The 15,161-nt window shown below is 63.6% G+C and carries 12 protein-coding genes; 5 read left to right on the top strand and 7 right to left on the bottom strand.

Annotated features, from left to right (window positions below; genetic code table 11):
- The first annotated feature begins 22 nt into the window (after positions 1 to 22).
- The 4 genes from AAFF19_RS14335 to phbB all read left to right on the top strand — a co-directional run bounded on the left by AAFF19_RS14335 (position 23) and on the right by phbB (position 4,585).
- A complete protein-coding gene (locus AAFF19_RS14335) occupies positions 23 to 1,201 on the top strand; it encodes an acetyl-CoA C-acetyltransferase (protein WP_182118593.1) in 1,179 nt (392 codons plus the stop codon).
- Between the two features lie 193 nt (positions 1,202 to 1,394).
- Positions 1,395 to 2,834: a methyl-accepting chemotaxis protein gene (locus tag AAFF19_RS14330; protein WP_342720432.1), complete on the top strand. Its 1,440-nt coding sequence runs from the start codon at positions 1,395 to 1,397 to the stop codon at positions 2,832 to 2,834.
- An 82-nt stretch (positions 2,835 to 2,916) separates the two neighbouring features.
- Positions 2,917 to 3,699, top strand: coding sequence for an EAL domain-containing protein (locus tag AAFF19_RS14325; protein ID WP_182118594.1), 783 nt, complete (start codon positions 2,917 to 2,919; stop codon positions 3,697 to 3,699).
- 148 nt (positions 3,700 to 3,847) lie between these two features.
- Positions 3,848 to 4,585 carry an acetoacetyl-CoA reductase gene (phbB, locus tag AAFF19_RS14320; protein ID WP_008904285.1) on the top strand — a complete coding sequence of 246 codons (738 nt, stop codon included), beginning with the start codon at positions 3,848 to 3,850 and terminating at the stop codon, positions 4,583 to 4,585.
- A 396-nt stretch (positions 4,586 to 4,981) separates the two neighbouring features.
- Here the strand turns inward: phbB and AAFF19_RS14315 are convergent, their stop codons facing one another.
- The 6 genes from AAFF19_RS14315 to dapC all read right to left on the bottom strand — a co-directional run bounded on the left by AAFF19_RS14315 (position 4,982) and on the right by dapC (position 12,741).
- Positions 4,982 to 7,021 carry an ATP-binding cassette domain-containing protein gene (locus AAFF19_RS14315; protein ID WP_342720431.1) on the bottom strand — a complete coding sequence of 680 codons (2,040 nt, stop codon included), beginning with the start codon at positions 7,019 to 7,021 and terminating at the stop codon, positions 4,982 to 4,984.
- A gap of 113 nt (positions 7,022 to 7,134) precedes the next feature.
- A complete protein-coding gene (gene prmB / locus AAFF19_RS14310; RefSeq protein ID WP_182118596.1) occupies positions 7,135 to 8,070 on the bottom strand; it encodes a 50S ribosomal protein L3 N(5)-glutamine methyltransferase in 936 nt (311 codons plus the stop codon).
- Positions 8,067 to 9,260 carry a succinyl-diaminopimelate desuccinylase gene (gene dapE / locus AAFF19_RS14305; protein ID WP_182118597.1) on the bottom strand — a complete coding sequence of 398 codons (1,194 nt, stop codon included), beginning with the start codon at positions 9,258 to 9,260 and terminating at the stop codon, positions 8,067 to 8,069. Before dapE ends, prmB begins: the two co-directional genes overlap by 4 nt.
- Before the next feature lie 159 nt (positions 9,261 to 9,419).
- Positions 9,420 to 10,583, bottom strand: a complete 1,164-nt coding sequence (locus AAFF19_RS14300; RefSeq protein ID WP_342720430.1) for a PilT/PilU family type 4a pilus ATPase — start codon at positions 10,581 to 10,583, stop codon at positions 9,420 to 9,422.
- 81 nt (positions 10,584 to 10,664) lie between these two features.
- Positions 10,665 to 11,498, bottom strand: coding sequence for a 2,3,4,5-tetrahydropyridine-2,6-dicarboxylate N-succinyltransferase (gene dapD / locus AAFF19_RS14295; protein ID WP_008904290.1), 834 nt, complete (start codon positions 11,496 to 11,498; stop codon positions 10,665 to 10,667).
- A 37-nt stretch (positions 11,499 to 11,535) separates the two neighbouring features.
- Positions 11,536 to 12,741, bottom strand: a complete 1,206-nt coding sequence (gene dapC, locus AAFF19_RS14290) for a succinyldiaminopimelate transaminase (protein WP_182118598.1) — start codon at positions 12,739 to 12,741, stop codon at positions 11,536 to 11,538.
- Between the two features lie 182 nt (positions 12,742 to 12,923).
- On the opposite strand from dapC, the gene AAFF19_RS14285 reads away from it, so the two are divergent.
- Entirely contained in the window at positions 12,924 to 14,414 is a 1,491-nt protein-coding gene (locus tag AAFF19_RS14285; protein WP_034693678.1) for a methyl-accepting chemotaxis protein, read from the top strand.
- Between the two features lie 88 nt (positions 14,415 to 14,502).
- On the opposite strand, the gene AAFF19_RS14280 is transcribed toward AAFF19_RS14285, so the two are convergent.
- Positions 14,503 to 15,159 carry an RnfABCDGE type electron transport complex subunit B gene (locus tag AAFF19_RS14280; protein WP_008904293.1) on the bottom strand — a complete coding sequence of 219 codons (657 nt, stop codon included), beginning with the start codon at positions 15,157 to 15,159 and terminating at the stop codon, positions 14,503 to 14,505.
- Between the last annotated feature and the right edge of the window lie 2 nt (positions 15,160 to 15,161).

Below are 15,161 nucleotides of genomic sequence, written 5' to 3'. Positions count from 1 at the left end.
AACCACCCCGAAAGGACTTTCCATGGAAGACATCGTCATCGTTTCAGCCACCCGCACCGCGGTGGGCAAATTTGGCGGCGCACTGGCCAAGACCCCCGCGACCGAGCTGGGTGCCATCGTGATCCGCGAAGCCATCGCACGTGCCGGGCTGCAGGCTGACCAGATCGGCGAAGTGATCATGGGCCAGGTGCTGACAGCCGGTGTGGGCCAGAACGCGGCGCGCCAGGCGGCCATGAAAGCCGGTGTGGCCAAGGAAACTCCGGCCCTCACCATCAATGCCGTGTGCGGCTCGGGCCTGAAGGCTGTGATGCTCGCGGCACAGGCCGTGGCCTGGGGCGACAGCGAGATCGTGGTGGCCGGCGGCCAGGAAAGCATGAGCCTGGCACCCCACGTGCTGCCGGGCTCGCGCGACGGCCAGCGCATGGGCGACTGGAAGCTGGTGGACACCATGATCGTGGATGGCCTGTGGGACGTGTACAACCAGTACCACATGGGCATTACCGCTGAAAACGTGGCCAAGCAGTACGGCATCACCCGCGACATGCAGGACGCACTGGCGCTGGCCAGCCAGCAAAAGGCTGCCGCTGCACAGGATGCCGGCAGGTTTGTGGATGAAATCGTGGGCGTGAGCCTGGCCCAGAAGAAGGGCGACCCCATCCTCTTCAATACCGACGAATACCTCAACCGCAAGACCAACGCCGAAGCCCTGGCGGGCCTGCGCCCGGCGTTTGACAAGGCGGGCAGCGTGACGGCCGGCAACGCCTCGGGGCTGAACGACGGTGCTGCGGCCGTGGTGGTCATGACCGCAAAAAAAGCGGCGGCCCTGGGCCTCAAGCCCCTGGCCCGTATCGCCGCTTTTGGCACCAGCGGCCTGGACCCTGCCACCATGGGCATGGGCCCCGTGCCTGCTTCGCGCAAGGCCTTGCAGCGTGCTGGCTGGAACGCCGCCGATGTGGACCTTTTCGAGCTGAACGAAGCCTTCGCGGCCCAGGCCTGCGCCGTGAACAAGGAGTTGGCGATTGACCCCGCCAAGGTCAACGTGAATGGTGGCGCCATTGCCATTGGCCATCCCATCGGCGCATCCGGTTGCCGCATTCTCGTCACGCTGCTGCACGAAATGCAGCGCCGCGATGCCACGAAGGGCCTGGCCGCGCTGTGTATCGGTGGCGGCATGGGCGTCTCGCTGGCGGTGGAACGCTGAGTCAAAGGCCCCCGTACGGGGTTTGCCTGGGTGACGCCTGTGCCGCGTTGGTGATCCAGCGGCACCGGTTGCACCGAAGAAGCTGCAGTGACATGCAGCTTTTTTATTGCCCGCTGTCAGAAAAATAAATAGGCAGTCAAAAAATTACCGTATGGTTTATGATTCAACCATATTGGTAACAAATTGATTCTAAATGTCTATTTTTTCTGCCCACCCAGCGGATTTCTCGGAACCGTCTGGTGGTCCGGACCCTGGCGCCTTGCTGGGTGACCGTGTCATCCTGGCTGCGATTGCACTGAGTTCGCTCGCAGCCATCGCGCTGGGCGTGCAGTTTGTGGAATCGATGCTGGCGCTGACCTCAGTGCTGGTGCTGGGGGCGATCGCTGCTGTGGCGTATGCGGTGGCTCGTGGCACGCTGGCGTCGCGTCTGGTGTTGTCGTTTGTGCAGGTCAGCCTGGTGGCCCTGCATATCCAGCTGGCCCGGGGGATGCTGGAGTTCCATTTCGGTGTGTTCGTGACGCTGGCGCTGTTGCTGGTGTACCTCGATTGGCGCCCCATCGTCTGGGCGGCAGGGTTGTTTGCTGTGCACCACGTGGTGTTTGATCGTCTTCAGGCGGCCGGGTTTGGCCTGTATTGCGTCACTTCCCCCAACCTGGCACAGGTCATGTTGCACGCACTGTATGTGGTGATCCAGACGGTGCTGGAGGTTGTCCTGGCCGTGAAGATGGGCCGCACGGTGCAGGAATCCACTGAGCTGCGACGCCTGACCTCTTCGCTGGCGCAGGGCGATCGCATCCGCCTGGATATGTCGCACTTGGTAGTCCGCACACCCGGCGGGCGAGCCCTCAAAGAGGCCCTGGAGCGCATGCACGAGACGGTTGTCACCGTACAGCAGGCCGCAGCCGGTATGGCCGTGGCGTGCGAAGAAATCGCAAGCGGAGCGCAAGACCTGTCTGTACGCACCGAACATGCAGCCGGCAGTTTGCAAGCCACCTCTGCCAGCATGGAACAGTTGACAGGCACCGTGGGCCAGACAGCCGCTGCGTCCGCTGAGGCCAATACGCTGGCGGTGTCGGCGGCAGGTGTAGCCCGGCGCGGTGGGGATGTGGTGGGCGAGGTGGTGCGTACCATGCGCGATATCAACGAAGGCTCAGCCCGCATTGCCGACATCACGGGCGTGATTGATTCCATTGCGTTTCAGACCAACATCCTTGCCCTCAATGCGGCTGTGGAGGCTGCGCGTGCTGGCGAGCAGGGGCGCGGATTTGCGGTGGTGGCCACGGAAGTGCGCGGGCTGGCCCAGCGCTCAGCGCAAGCAGCGCGCGAGATCTCGGGCTTGATCAGCGCTTCAGTGCAAAAGGCGTCACAGGGAGGGCAATTGGCTGATGACGCCGGACGGACCATGGCCGAAATTGTGGGATCGGTCGAACGTGTGAGCGCGAGGATGGGTGAGATTCACACCGCAGCCCGAGACCAGTCTTCGGGCATAGCGCAGGTCAACCAGTCCATCGGCCTGCTTGACCAGATGACGCAGCAAAATGCCGCACTTGTTGAGGAGTCGGCTGCAGCTGCCGCAACACTCAAGGGTCAGGCTGACCGGCTGGCCGGGGCGGTGGCGGTCTTTGTGCTGTAGTCGCAGGAGCCGCATCCGGGGATATGGTCTGCGTAGCAATGCGAGGCCGCTGCCTTGTAATGATGCGTTACCATGTTTCTCCATGACAGCGACCATCTTTGCCCAACCCTTCGAACCCGTGGGCTGCCAATCTTGTCGTGACAAGACGCAGCTCCCGTTCGAGTTCACGATGGCCTTTCAGCCCATCATGGACCTGGAACTGGATCGTCCATTTGCCTACGAGGCGCTGGTGCGGGGCGTCAATGGCGAATCCGCTGGCACCGTGCTGTCGTGGGTGGATGACGGCAATCGTTACCGGTTTGACCAGGCCTGCCGTGTGAAGGCCATTGAACTGGCTTCCCGTCTGGGGCTGGCCGCGATGCCGGGCTGCCGTCTGAGCATCAACTTCCTGCCGAATGCCGTGTACCGCGCCGAGACCTGCATCCGGGCCACGATGGAGGCCGCCAAGGAGTTCCGGTTTCCGCACGACCGCATCATGTTCGAGGTGACTGAAGGCGAACAGGTCACCAATGGCCCCCATCTGAAATCCATCTTCAACGAGTACCGCCGCCAGGGGCTGATGACTGCCATTGACGATTTTGGCGCGGGCTACGCCGGCCTGAACATGCTGGTGCAGTTCCAGCCCCATGTGCTCAAGATCGACATGGAGCTCATCCGCAATATCGACCAGGACCCGGTGCGCCAGGCCATCGTGTGTGGCATTGCTCTGGTGTGCCAGCGACTGTCGATTGATATCGTCGCCGAGGGCATCGAGACAGCGGCCGAGTCTTCTTACCTGCGCTCGACGGGCATCCGCTATCAGCAGGGTTATCTGTTTGCCAAGCCCGGATGGGAGACCCTGCCGTTGTCGCCCCAACACGGGTGATGTGCACGCGTTTAGCGTCGCCGGGTGTCAGGCTCGTGACACAGCATGTTGCGTCAAAAAGCGCAGGGTTCAGTGTTTACCTTCACGGCAACGCGGCGTTTCTTCGTTAAAGTGGTAGCCGAGCAAGCCACTTACAAGGAGAAATCACATGAGCCAGAAAATTGCGTACGTCACCGGCGGGATGGGTGGCATTGGCACCGCCATTTGCCAACGCCTGCACAAGGAGGGCTTCAAGGTCATTGCCGGATGTGGCCCCACCCGTGACCATGCCAAGTGGCTGGCAGAACAAAAGGCGCTCGGCTACACCTTCTATGCGTCGGTGGGCAACGTGGGCGACTGGGACTCGACCGTGGAGGCGTTCAGCAAGACCAAGGCCGAACACGGCACGATTGACGTGCTGGTGAACAATGCCGGTATCACCCGTGACCGCATGTTCCTCAAGATGTCCCGCGAAGACTGGGATGCTGTGATCGAAACCAACCTGAACAGCATGTTCAACGTCACCAAGCAGGTGGTGGCCGACATGGTGGAAAAAGGCTGGGGCCGCATTGTCAACATCAGCTCGGTGAACGGCGAAAAAGGTCAGGCGGGCCAGACCAACTACTCTGCTGCCAAGGCCGGCATGCACGGCTTTTCGATGGCTCTGGCTCAGGAACTGGCCACCAAGGGTGTGACGGTCAATACCGTGAGCCCGGGCTACATCGGCACGGACATGGTCAAGGCCATCCGTCCCGACGTCCTGGAAAAGATCGTTGCCACCGTGCCGGTGAAACGCCTGGGTGAACCCAGTGAAATCGCCTCCATCATCGCCTGGCTGGCTTCGGAGGAGGGCGGTTACGCCACCGGGGCGGATTTCTCGGTCAACGGCGGCCTCCACATGGGCTGACGGTCCGCGGATCGGGAAGCGGGTTTTGCAACCTCTTTTCCCGGACGACAAAAAACCCCGCGATGCGGGGTTTTTTGTTGAGAGGATCCGTGATTTGGCGCAAGGGGCTGCTCTGGGCAGCCACGCCTTCAGAAGCGGGCGGGAGCGCGCTTGCGGTCGCGTTCGTCTTCGGGCCAAGCGGACAAGATTGCGGTGGTATTCATGCTGGAAAACTCCTGTGATGTACCAACAACGCGGTCCATCAATGGTCCGTTGACAGCGTTTCGCAAAAAAATGCAACCGTAAGTGCCCGGGTATTCATGGCGGCAATCGCTATGAATATTGCAGCTAAAAACCATTGCTGCATAAGCGAAAGAGCCCAAAAAATCATGTAGTCAATTACATGCGATTACATTTCTAGCTGACCGCTGCTGTCGAAATTTCTTCCAGCGCGGTCGAAATTTCAAGCCAACGGTCTTCCAGTTGCGCCGTCTCTTCGTGGCCCGCCTTCAGGGCGCGACCGCATTCGGCGATCTCGGCTGGGGGCAGGGTCTGCGTGAGTTTGTGCTCCAGCGCTGCCCTCTCGGTGGCCAGCAAAGCCAGGCGCTTGTCGATCTGTTCCAGCTCTTTCTTGAGCGGCCGTGTTTTTTCGGCCTGCTGCTGCCGCGCTTGGGCGTCCAGCTTGCGCTGTTCACGGCCATCCCGCGGTGCCGGCGGGGTGGATGTCTGCGCAGGGCCGGGCGCGGCGACAGCAGCGGGTGCAGCCGCTGCAACTGCCTTGGCAGAGGCCCCGGCTGTCACCGGGGGCTGGGTTTGCTCTGCCAAACGTGCCTCTTCGCGAAGGCGTTTGGACTCTTCGAGCAGATAGCGCTGGTAGTCGTCCAGATCGCCATCGAACGGGCCCACCACACCCCGGCCCACCATCCAGAAGTCTTCGCAGACCGAGCGCAGCAGCGAGCGGTCGTGGCTGACCAGCATGACGGTGCCGTCGAAGTCGTTGAGCGCCATGGCCAGGGCCTCGCGGGTCGCCAAGTCGAGGTGGTTGGTGGGCTCGTCGAGCAGCAGCAGGTTGGGGCGCTGCCACACGATCATGGCCAGCACCAGGCGCGCCTTCTCGCCGCCGCTCATGGTGCCCACGGCCTGTTTGACCATGTCGCCCGTGAAGTTGAACGTGCCCAGATAGCTGCGCAGGTCTTGTTCGCGGCTGGGTTGCTTGGCGTCGGGGCCCAGTTCCTTGGCCAGGCGGATCATGTGCTCCAGCGGGTTCTCGCTGGGGCGCAGCACGTCGAGTTCCTGCTGGGCAAAGTAGCCGATGTTCAGGCCCTTGCCTTCGGTCACGCTGCCGCCCAGGGGCTTCATGGTGCGGGCAATGGTTTTGACCAGCGTGGACTTGCCCTGGCCGTTGGCACCCAGAATGCCGATGCGCTGGCCCGCCAGCACCGAGCGGTTGACGCCCGAGAGAATGGTCGTGGGCACGCCCTCGTCGTCCACATAGCCGAACGAGGCATCGCTGATGGCCAGCATCGGGTTGGGCAGGTTGGCGGGTTCCTTGAACTCGAAGGTGAAGTCCGCCTCGGCCAGCACGGGGCCAATCTTTTCCATGCGTTCGAGCTGCTTGACGCGGCTTTGCGCCTGCTTGGCCTTGCTGGCCTTGGCCTTGAAGCGGTCAATGAACTTTTGCAGATGGGCCATCTTCTCCTGCTGCTTGGAGAAGCTGGCCTGTTGCAGTTCAAGCTGCTGGGCACGCAGTTCTTCGAACTTGCTGTAGTTGCCACCGTAACGGTTCAACTCGCCTTGCTGGATTTGCAGGGTGACGTTGGTGATGGCGTCCAGAAACTCGCGGTCATGGCTGATCACGATCATGGTGCCCGCGTAGCGCTTGAGCCAGGCTTCGAGCCAGACCAGGGCGTCCAGGTCCAAGTGGTTGGTGGGCTCGTCCAGCAGCAGCAAATCGCTGGGGCACATCAGCGCGCGCGCCAGTTGCAGGCGCATGCGCCAGCCGCCCGAGAAGCTGTTGACGGGCTGGTCGAGCTCGCTCACGCGAAAGCCCAGGCCCAGAATGAGTGCCTGCGCGCGTGCCACGGCGTCGTGTGCGCCAGCGTCGTGCAGGTCCGAATAGGCATGGGCGATGGCCATGCCGTCATCGCTGGCCTCGGCGTCCACCAGCTGTTGCTGCACTTCGGCCAGGCGGGTGTCGCCCTCCAGCACGAAATCGGTGGCCGACTGGTCGGTCTCGGGCATGTTCTGCGCGACTTCCGCCATGCGCCAGCTGGTGGGGATGTAAAAATCTCCCCCGTCTTCGTGCAGCTTGCCGCTGAGCAAGGCAAACAGGCTCGACTTGCCCGCGCCATTGCGCCCCACCAGGCCGACGCTTTCGCCGGGGTTGATGGTGGTGGACACGCTGTCGAGCACGACTTTGGCGCCGCGTCGCAGGGTAACGTTCTTGAGGGTGATCATCCGGAACTCAGAAAAAAGCGCACCCGCACTGGGCGGGTGGCGTGAGAAAAAGCAGGGGCCAGGGCTGCCGCAATCCGTGCCACGGATGCAGCAACGCAGTGGCGCGCAACCCTCTATTGTGCCGTGAGCCGGGTTTGAGCGGCCAGCGCCTGCCGGGTCACCAGCAAAACCTGGTCTTCCCCCGCGCTGGTATACAGCCAGAAAACCGGCAGTTGGGGGAAGGCAGCTTCAAAGTGCGCGCGCTCGTTGCCGATCTCCAGAATGATCACGGCGTCCTCGCTCATGCAGGCCGGCGCAGCGGCAAACAGCTGGCGCACAAAGTCCATGCCATCGTTGCCTCCGGCCAGGGCCAGCTCGGGTTCGGCACGGTACTCTGCGGGCAAAACGGCCATGCTGGCCGCGTTCACATAGGGCGGATTGCACAGGATCAGGTCCCAGGGGCCGGGCAGGGCACTCAGCCCGTCAGAGATCTGGAGCTCGATGCGGTCTTGCAGGCCGTGTCTGTCCACGTTGATACGGGCCACGGCCAGGGCGTCGGGCGAGATGTCAGCGCCGGTCACTTGCACTTCGGGCCAGGCCATGGCGGCCAGCACGGCCAGGCTGCCGTTGCCGGTGCACAGGTCCAGCACCCGGTGGGTGTGGTCGCTCAGGTACTCGTCGGCCCCGCCATCCACCAGCAGCTCGGCAATGAAGCTGCGCGGCACGATGGCGCGTTCATCCACGTAGAACGGCACGCCCTGGAGCCAGGCCTCCTGGGTGAGGTAGGCGGCAGGTTTGCGGGTGCGGATGCGCTCTTCAAAAAGTGTAGCTACTCGCGCTTGATCGGCGAGCTCTACAGGCTGTTTTTGTATGGAATTTGGAGCATCTGACAGATCGCTGTCCAGCGGTAGCCCCAGGCGCCAGAGCACCAGCCAGGCGGCTTCGTCGTGGGCATTGGTGGTGCCATGGCCGAACGACACACCGGCCGCCGCAAGGCACTGCGCACCCGATTCGACCAAGGCACCCACGGTATCGCCCGCGAGCGTGGGGGGGTGTTGGGGTGCGTTCATGCCGGTACCCCGCGTGCCGCCAGAGCCTGTGCATGCAGGTTTTCCAGAGTGCGGCGGTAAATGTTCTTGAGGGGTTCGATGTCGGCCACGACGATGTGCTCGTCGATCTTGTGGATGCTGGCGTTGGGGGGGCCGAGTTCTATGACCTGGGGGCACACCTGGGCGATGAAACGGCCGTCGCTCGTGCCGCCCGTGGTGGAGAGTTCGGTGGTCAGCCCGGTCTCTGCGGCAATGGCCTGCTGCACGGCGTCCACCAGTTCGCCGGGGGTTGTCAAAAACGGCTGGCCGCCCAGCGTCCAGCGCAGGTCGTATTCCAGGCCATGGCGGTCCAGCACGGCATGCACACGCTGCTGCAGGCGTTCGGCCGTGGATTCCGTCGAGAAGCGGAAGTTGAAGTCGATCACGACCTCGCCCGGGATCACATTGGTGGCACCCGTGCCGCCGTGCACGTTGCTGATTTGCCAGCTGGTGGGTGGGAAAAACGCATTGCCCTGGTCCCACACGGTGGCAGCCAATTCGGCGAGGGCTGGCAGGGCCTGGTGAATGGGGTTGCGGGCCAGTTGCGGATAGGCAATGTGCCCCTGGATGCCGCGCACGGTGAGCTTGCCGCTCAGAGTGCCGCGCCGCCCGTTCTTGATCATGTCGCCGGTTTTCTCCACCGACGTGGGCTCACCGACGATGCAGTAGTCCAGCCTTTCGCCGCGGGCCTTGAGTTGCTCGACCACGACCTTGGTGCCATCTACCGAAGGGCCTTCCTCGTCGCTGGTCAGCAGAAACGCCAGCTCCATCTGTGGATCGGGCGTGGCCGCCAGGAACTCCTCCACCGCCACCACGAAAGCGGCGATGGAGGTTTTCATGTCGCTGGCGCCACGGCCATAAAGCTTGCCGTCCTTGTGGGTGGGTACAAACGGGTCGCTGCTCCATTGGTTCAACGGGCCCGTAGGCACAACATCGGTGTGGCCTGCGAATACTATGGTTTTGATAGCTGATTGCGCTTTACCAGCAAGCGCTGCAGGCCTTTTTGCCCATAAATTGCTCACCCGGAAATCCGCAGGCCCGCTGTCCAGGCGTTCGCACACAAACCCGAGTGGAGCCAGCCGCGCGGCCAGCAGATCCAGACAGCCTGCATCTTCGGGGGTGATGGAAGGCAGAGAGATGAGCTGTTCAGCCAGGTGCAGGGTGCGGGACATGGGGATTCGGGGGAATGGGGGGTGAGCAATCAGCTGTGATCATCGGGTGATGCGTCAGTACCAGCGCGGCCTGAGCGAGAGACGCCTGGCAAGGGCCGCCCCGCAGCGTGGGCGTCGCACCCAGGGGGGCGGCGCCGCAGGAGGCGGCTCAGGGGCATTTCAAGCCGCGGGTTTAACATCCAGCACGATTTCGGTAAATGAAGGCGCGTCATCTGGGGTGTCGCGCGCTTCCTTCTGGGCCTTGGCTGCGTTGGCGGCCAGGGAGAAGTCGTTCTGCAGGCGCCACATCAAGTTGGTGGGCGAGTCGGCGTAAGCCATGCCTTCCTTGCGGTCTATCCTGGAGTCCATGATCAGCTTGGCCAGCGCTTCCTCAAAGGTCTGAGAACCTTCGGCCATGGATTTCTCCATCGACTCCTTCACGCCGGAGAAATCGCCTTTTTCGATCAGGTCGGACACCAGCTTGGTGTTGAGCATGACCTCCACCGCCGGGGCTCGGCTGCCGTCCACGGTGCGCACCAGGCGTTGCGAGATGATGGCCTTCATGGCGGATGCCAGGTCGCCCAGCATGGTCGGACGCACTTCGACGGGATAGAACGACAAGATGCGATTGAGCGCGTGGTAGCTGTTGTTGCCGTGCAGCGTGGCCAGGCACAGGTGGCCCGACTGGGCGTAGGCAATGGCAGCCGACATGGTTTCGCGGTCGCGGATTTCGCCGATCAGAATCACGTCTGGCGCTTGGCGCAGCGCGTTTTTCAGGGCGGTTTGCAGCGACTGGGTGTCGCTGCCGATCTCGCGCTGGTTGACGATGGACTTCTTGTTCTTGAACTGGTACTCGACCGGGTCTTCAATGGTGAGGATGTGGCCCGTGAGCGCTTCGTTGCGGGTGTCGATCATCGACGCCAGCGAGGTGCTCTTGCCTGAACCGGTGGCGCCCACCATCAGGATCAGCCCGCGTTTCTCCATGATCAGATCACGCATGACCGGGGGCAGGCCCAGCGAGTCAAATTCGGGAATCTGCTGCGAGATGAAACGGATCACCACCGCATAGCTGCCGCGCTGGCGCATGGCACTGATACGGAAACGCCCCACACCACTGAGCGGCACGCCCATGTTGAGCTCGCCGGTCTCCTCCAGTTCTTCGATGCGGTCCGGGGGGACCACTTCGGAGAGCAGGTTGCGCGGCGCGTCGGGTGGCAGTATCTGGTTGTTGATCGGGATGCATTCGCCGTTGATCTTGATCAGCGCCGGGGCATTGGCCGACAGGTAGACGTCTGATGCCTTCTTTTCGCTCATCAGGCGAAGAATCCGCTCCATCGTGCTCATGGTGTTTCCCTCTTGGTGTCGGTATCTGTCGTCGGTGTCTCGGCGGGCAGGCGCGGCCGCCCGCCCCCTGCCTGCAAACGGTCAGTCGCGCAGCAGGTCGTTGATGCTGGTCTTCGAGCGCGTCTGCGCGTCCACCTGCTTGACGATGATGGCAGCGTACATGCTGTAGGGCGCGCCATTGGCGGCTGTCTTGGGCAGGTTGCCGCTGACCACCACCGAGCCCGAGGGTACGCGGCCATAGCTAATCTCGCCCGTGGCGCGGTTGAAGATGGGGGTGCTCTGGCCCAGGTACACGCCCATGCCCAGCACGGAGTTTTCTTCGACGACCACGCCTTCCACCACTTCGGAGCGGGCACCGATAAAGCAGTTGTCTTCAATGATGGTGGGGCCGGCCTGGAGGGGCTCCAGCACGCCGCCGATGCCCACGCCACCAGAGAGGTGCACGTTGGCCCCGATCTGCGCGCATGAGCCCACGGTGGCCCAGGTGTCCACCATGGTGCCTTCGCCCACATAGGCGCCAATGTTCACGTACGACGGCATCAGGATCGCGCCCTTGGCGATGAAACTGCCACGGCGGGCCACGGCGGGGGGCACCACGCGCACGCCGGTGGCCTTCATTTCTTCTTCCGTCAGGTGGGCAAACTTGGTTTGCACCTTGTCGTAAAAGCCCAGGTCACCGGCCTTGACGACTTCGTTGTCCTTGAGGCGGAACGACAGCAGCACGGCCTTCTTGATCCACTGGTGCACGGTCCACTGGCCCACGCCTTCGCGCGTGGCCACGCGCAGCGTGCCGTTGTTCAACTCGGCGATCACGTGCTCGACAGCGTCCAGTATCTCTTTGGGTGCGGCGGCGGGCGAGAGGCTGGCGCGGTTGTCCCAGGCGTTGTCGATGAGGGTTTGCAGTTGTTGGGTCATGTTGTTGTCTGTCAGTCTGTGGATCAGGAATCGGAAATCAGGGCGTACGGGACTGGATGAATTGCACGATGCGCAAGGCAGCCTCCACGCACTCTTCGGTTTCGGCCACTAGGGCCATGCGCACGCGCTGGGCGCCGGGGTTGCTGCCCTGGGCCTCGCGCGCCAGGTAGCTGCCAGGGAGCACCGTGACATTGTATTGAGCCAGCAGCGCACGCGCGAACTCGGCGTCGTCCATGGCGAGCTGCTCTGGAACCTTGGCCCAGAGGTAAAAACCGGCATCCGGCAGCGCTACATCCATCACGCCCGCCAGCAGCGGCGTGACCTGGGCAAACTTCTTGCGGTACAGCGCGCGGTTTTCCACCACATGCTGCTCATCGTTCCATGCGGCAATGCTGGCGGCCTGCACGATGGGGCTCATGGCGCTGCCGTGGTAGGTGCGGTACAGCAGGAAGGCCTTGATCAAGGCCGCGTCCCCGGCGACAAAGCCGCTGCGCATGCCCGGCACGTTGCTGCGCTTGGAGAGGCTGGTGAAGGAGATGAGGTTCTTGTAGTCGCTGCGGCCGAGCTGGCGGGCGGCCTGCAGGCCACCCAGCGGTGGTTCGTCGCGGAAGTAGATTTCGCTGTAGCACTCGTCCGAAGCGATCACGAAACCATGGCGATCGCTCAGTTCGAACAGCTTCTCCCATTCGACCAGCGGCATCACCGCACCCGTGGGGTTGCCGGGCGAACACACAAACAGCAGCTGTGTGCGTTGCCACACCGTATCGGGCACCGTGTCCCAGTTCACGGCGAAGTTGCGTGCCGGGTCGCTGGGCGCGTAGTAGGGCGCGGCGCCTGACAGCAGCGCCGCGCCTTCGTAGATCTGATAGAACGGATTGGGGCACACCACCAGTGGCTGGCCCCCCGATGCGTCGATGACGGTCTGGGCAAACGCAAAGAGCGCTTCCCGCGACCCATTCACGGGAAGCACCTGCGTTGCCGGGTCCACGGCCACGGCGTAGCGACGGTGGAGCCAGCCGCTGAAGGCCTCGCGCAGCCGGGGTTCGCCGGCTGTAGCGGGATAACTTGCCAATCCGCCGAGGTTGTTACAAAGTGCATCCTTGATGAACTGCGGGGTAGGATGGCGGGGCTCGCCCATGCCCAGGCTGACGGGGCTGTACGCCGCTGGCGGGGTAATGCCTGCAAACAGCTGCCGCAGGCGCTCGAACGGGTAAGGCTGGAGTTGGGAAAGCAGGGGATTCATGGGGCGCCATTATGGGTGATGGCCCCGCTGCAGAGGGTGGGGCAGGGTGGGGCGAGGGGCTGCGCGCTCCGGTGGGGACAGAGCGGGACATTTGCCAGCCATTGGCTGCGGTTTTCTGTCAATCCGCCGTAAGTGCAGTTGCTTACATTTGGTTATTTGGTAAAACGATAAGAGGAGACACGATGTCAGGATTCCTACCGTTGCGTCCGGGATTGTGGTGGATGCGCAGGCTGCATCTGCCCGGAAAGCTGATTTCGCTGGGCCTTGCCATGGTTGCAGCCCTCGCTGCGGCTGTCCTGGGCGCTCCCTGGTGGGGCGTCGCATTGTGCGCGTTGGCAGTGGCTTACGCGCTGCTGGTGCTGCATCTGAGTCTTTCGGCGGATCTGGCCGGGTTGGCGCGCACCATCGTGATGACCCAGGGAGGAGACCTGCGCGCGCAACCGCGCAGCGACCTCGGGCACGACGAGGTGGCCGATATGGCGCGGTCGCTGGACCGCATGGTCATCACGCTTTCCGCGATGGTGGCCGACATCCGCAGCAATGCGGCTTTGGTGGCCCATGCCGGGCAAAGCCTTGCCGAGGGCAACCGCTCCCTGGCCGACCGTACCGAGCAGCAGGCTGCCAATCTGGAGCAGACCGCAGCGAGCGTGGAGCAGCTGTCGTCGGCCGTGGAGAACAACGCGCAGACCGCCCAGGGTGCGGATGCCCGGGCCGCGCAGGTGCGCGATGCCGCCGAGGTGGGCGCACAGGCCATGGCCCGTGCGGTGCAGTCGGTGGAGGCTATTCAGCAGGGCGCACGCCGGATGAGTGAAATCATCGGTGTGATCGACAGCATTGCCTTCCAGACCAATATCCTGGCCCTGAATGCCGCCGTCGAGGCTGCCCGGGCGGGCGAGCAAGGCCGCGGGTTTGCCGTGGTGGCTGCCGAAGTGCGTACATTGGCGAAAAGGTCCAGTGATGCGGCGCACGAAATCCGCGAACTGATCGGAGCGTCGGTGAGTCAGGTGGAAACCAGCGCCGGCCTCATCCGCTCGGCCGGCCAGGGGATCACCGACATGGCGGGAGGCATCCGGAGCGTTGCTGCCAGCATGAGCGAGATCTCGGGCTCGAGTGCAGAGCAGAGCACCGGGCTGCGCGAGATCAGCGCCGCCGTGCAGCAGCTGGACCAGATCACCCAGCACAACGCCCAGATGGTGGGGCATGCGGTGCAACAGGCCGAGGCCCTCGAAAGCCGTGCCTCCACACTGTCGCACGCGGTGTCTGCCTTCCGCCTGCAGCAAGGCACGGCCGAGGAGGCCGTGGCATTGGTGGGCCGGGCCGTAGCGCTCTCGAAGAGCACATCGCGCGATCAGTTCCTGAGAAGCATCACGGACAAAAACCAGCCGTACCACGACCGCGACATGTACGTGTTTGTGCTCGACACGGCAGGCACTTACCTGGCGTTCGGCGGCAACCCCGCCAAGGTGGGCACCCGCGTTCAGGATATTCCCGGCATTGCCGGCGACCGGCTGGTGAGCGACATCGTCGCCCAGGCAGACCGTGAGCCGGGCTGGGTGGAATACGACATCACGAACCCCGCGACGGGGGCGGTGCAGACCAAGATGTCGTACGTTCACCGCGTGGGTGACCTCTACGCAGGCTGCGGTGTGTATAAGAAGCTCGCCGCAAAGTAAGCGGGACTCGCTGGGGCTCCCGGGTGGAGCAGCGTTGGCGTTCAGGAACTGATCGGGGCGTGCAGGCAGGCCACGCCGCCAGCTTTTTTTAGCGCGGCCCTTCGGCCCGCCGTTGGCGGGCGCGTTCCAGGGCCGCAGCGATGACGGCCTGCCGGGCAGCGGCGCCGCTGGCGGCCTCCTGCTGTACCCCTTCTGGGGCTGGCAGGTCGTCATCGGATTCCTCCACCAGCGTTAGCGGTACGCGTTCCCGGTGGGCCTGATAGCGCTGGCGGGCCTGCAGCGCCAGGGGGCTGGACCATGCCGTCCACCCCGTGGCCGAGCCGCTGACGTTGTCGAGCTGGATGCAGTCCACGGGGCAGACCGGGATGCACAGCTCGCACCCGGTGCAATAGGGCTCGATGACAGTGTGCATTTGTTTGTTTGAGCCCACGATCGCATCGGTGGGGCAGGCCTTGATGCACAGCGTGCAGCCAATACACCACGCTTCATCGATCCAGGCGACCGCCCTGGGGCCTTCTGTTCCGTGTTCAGCGCTCAGTGGCAGGGGCGCCTGCCCCGTGATCGATGCCAGGCGGGCGATGCCCTCGGCGCCACCCGGTGGGCACAGGTTGATGGGCGCTCCCTCGTCGGCAATCGCGTGGGCGTATGCCGCGCAGTCGGGGTAGCCACACCGCGTGCACTGTGTTTGCGGCAGGGCCGCGTCAATCCGTGCTGCCAGCTCCGAGAGGGCTGCGCGCGCAGCCATGG

It is taken from the genome of Acidovorax sp. FHTAMBA, from assembly GCF_038958875.1.
GTDB lineage: Bacteria > Pseudomonadota > Gammaproteobacteria > Burkholderiales > Burkholderiaceae_C > Acidovorax.
The sequence above is the reverse complement of the archived record's forward strand: the minus strand, read 5'-3'. Positions and strand labels throughout refer to the sequence as shown.

Coding starts and splice junctions, on each gene's coding strand:
- AAFF19_RS14335 (WP_182118593.1), top strand. CDS start 23: ATGGAAGACATCGTCATCGTTTCAGCCACCCGCACCGCGGTGGGCAAA.
- phbB (WP_008904285.1), top strand. CDS start 3,848: ATGAGCCAGAAAATTGCGTACGTCACCGGCGGGATGGGTGGCATTGGC.
- AAFF19_RS14280 (WP_008904293.1), bottom strand. CDS start 15,159: ATGGCTGCGCGCGCAGCCCTCTCGGAGCTGGCAGCACGGATTGACGCG.
- AAFF19_RS14325 (WP_182118594.1), top strand. CDS start 2,917: ATGACAGCGACCATCTTTGCCCAACCCTTCGAACCCGTGGGCTGCCAA.
- prmB (WP_182118596.1), bottom strand. CDS start 8,070: ATGAACGCACCCCAACACCCCCCCACGCTCGCGGGCGATACCGTGGGT.
- dapE (WP_182118597.1), bottom strand. CDS start 9,260: ATGTCCCGCACCCTGCACCTGGCTGAACAGCTCATCTCTCTGCCTTCC.
- AAFF19_RS14330 (WP_342720432.1), top strand. CDS start 1,395: ATGTCTATTTTTTCTGCCCACCCAGCGGATTTCTCGGAACCGTCTGGT.
- AAFF19_RS14300 (WP_342720430.1), bottom strand. CDS start 10,583: ATGAGCACGATGGAGCGGATTCTTCGCCTGATGAGCGAAAAGAAGGCA.
- dapD (WP_008904290.1), bottom strand. CDS start 11,498: ATGACCCAACAACTGCAAACCCTCATCGACAACGCCTGGGACAACCGC.
- AAFF19_RS14285 (WP_034693678.1), top strand. CDS start 12,924: ATGTCAGGATTCCTACCGTTGCGTCCGGGATTGTGGTGGATGCGCAGG.
- AAFF19_RS14315 (WP_342720431.1), bottom strand. CDS start 7,021: ATGATCACCCTCAAGAACGTTACCCTGCGACGCGGCGCCAAAGTCGTG.
- dapC (WP_182118598.1), bottom strand. CDS start 12,741: ATGAATCCCCTGCTTTCCCAACTCCAGCCTTACCCGTTCGAGCGCCTG.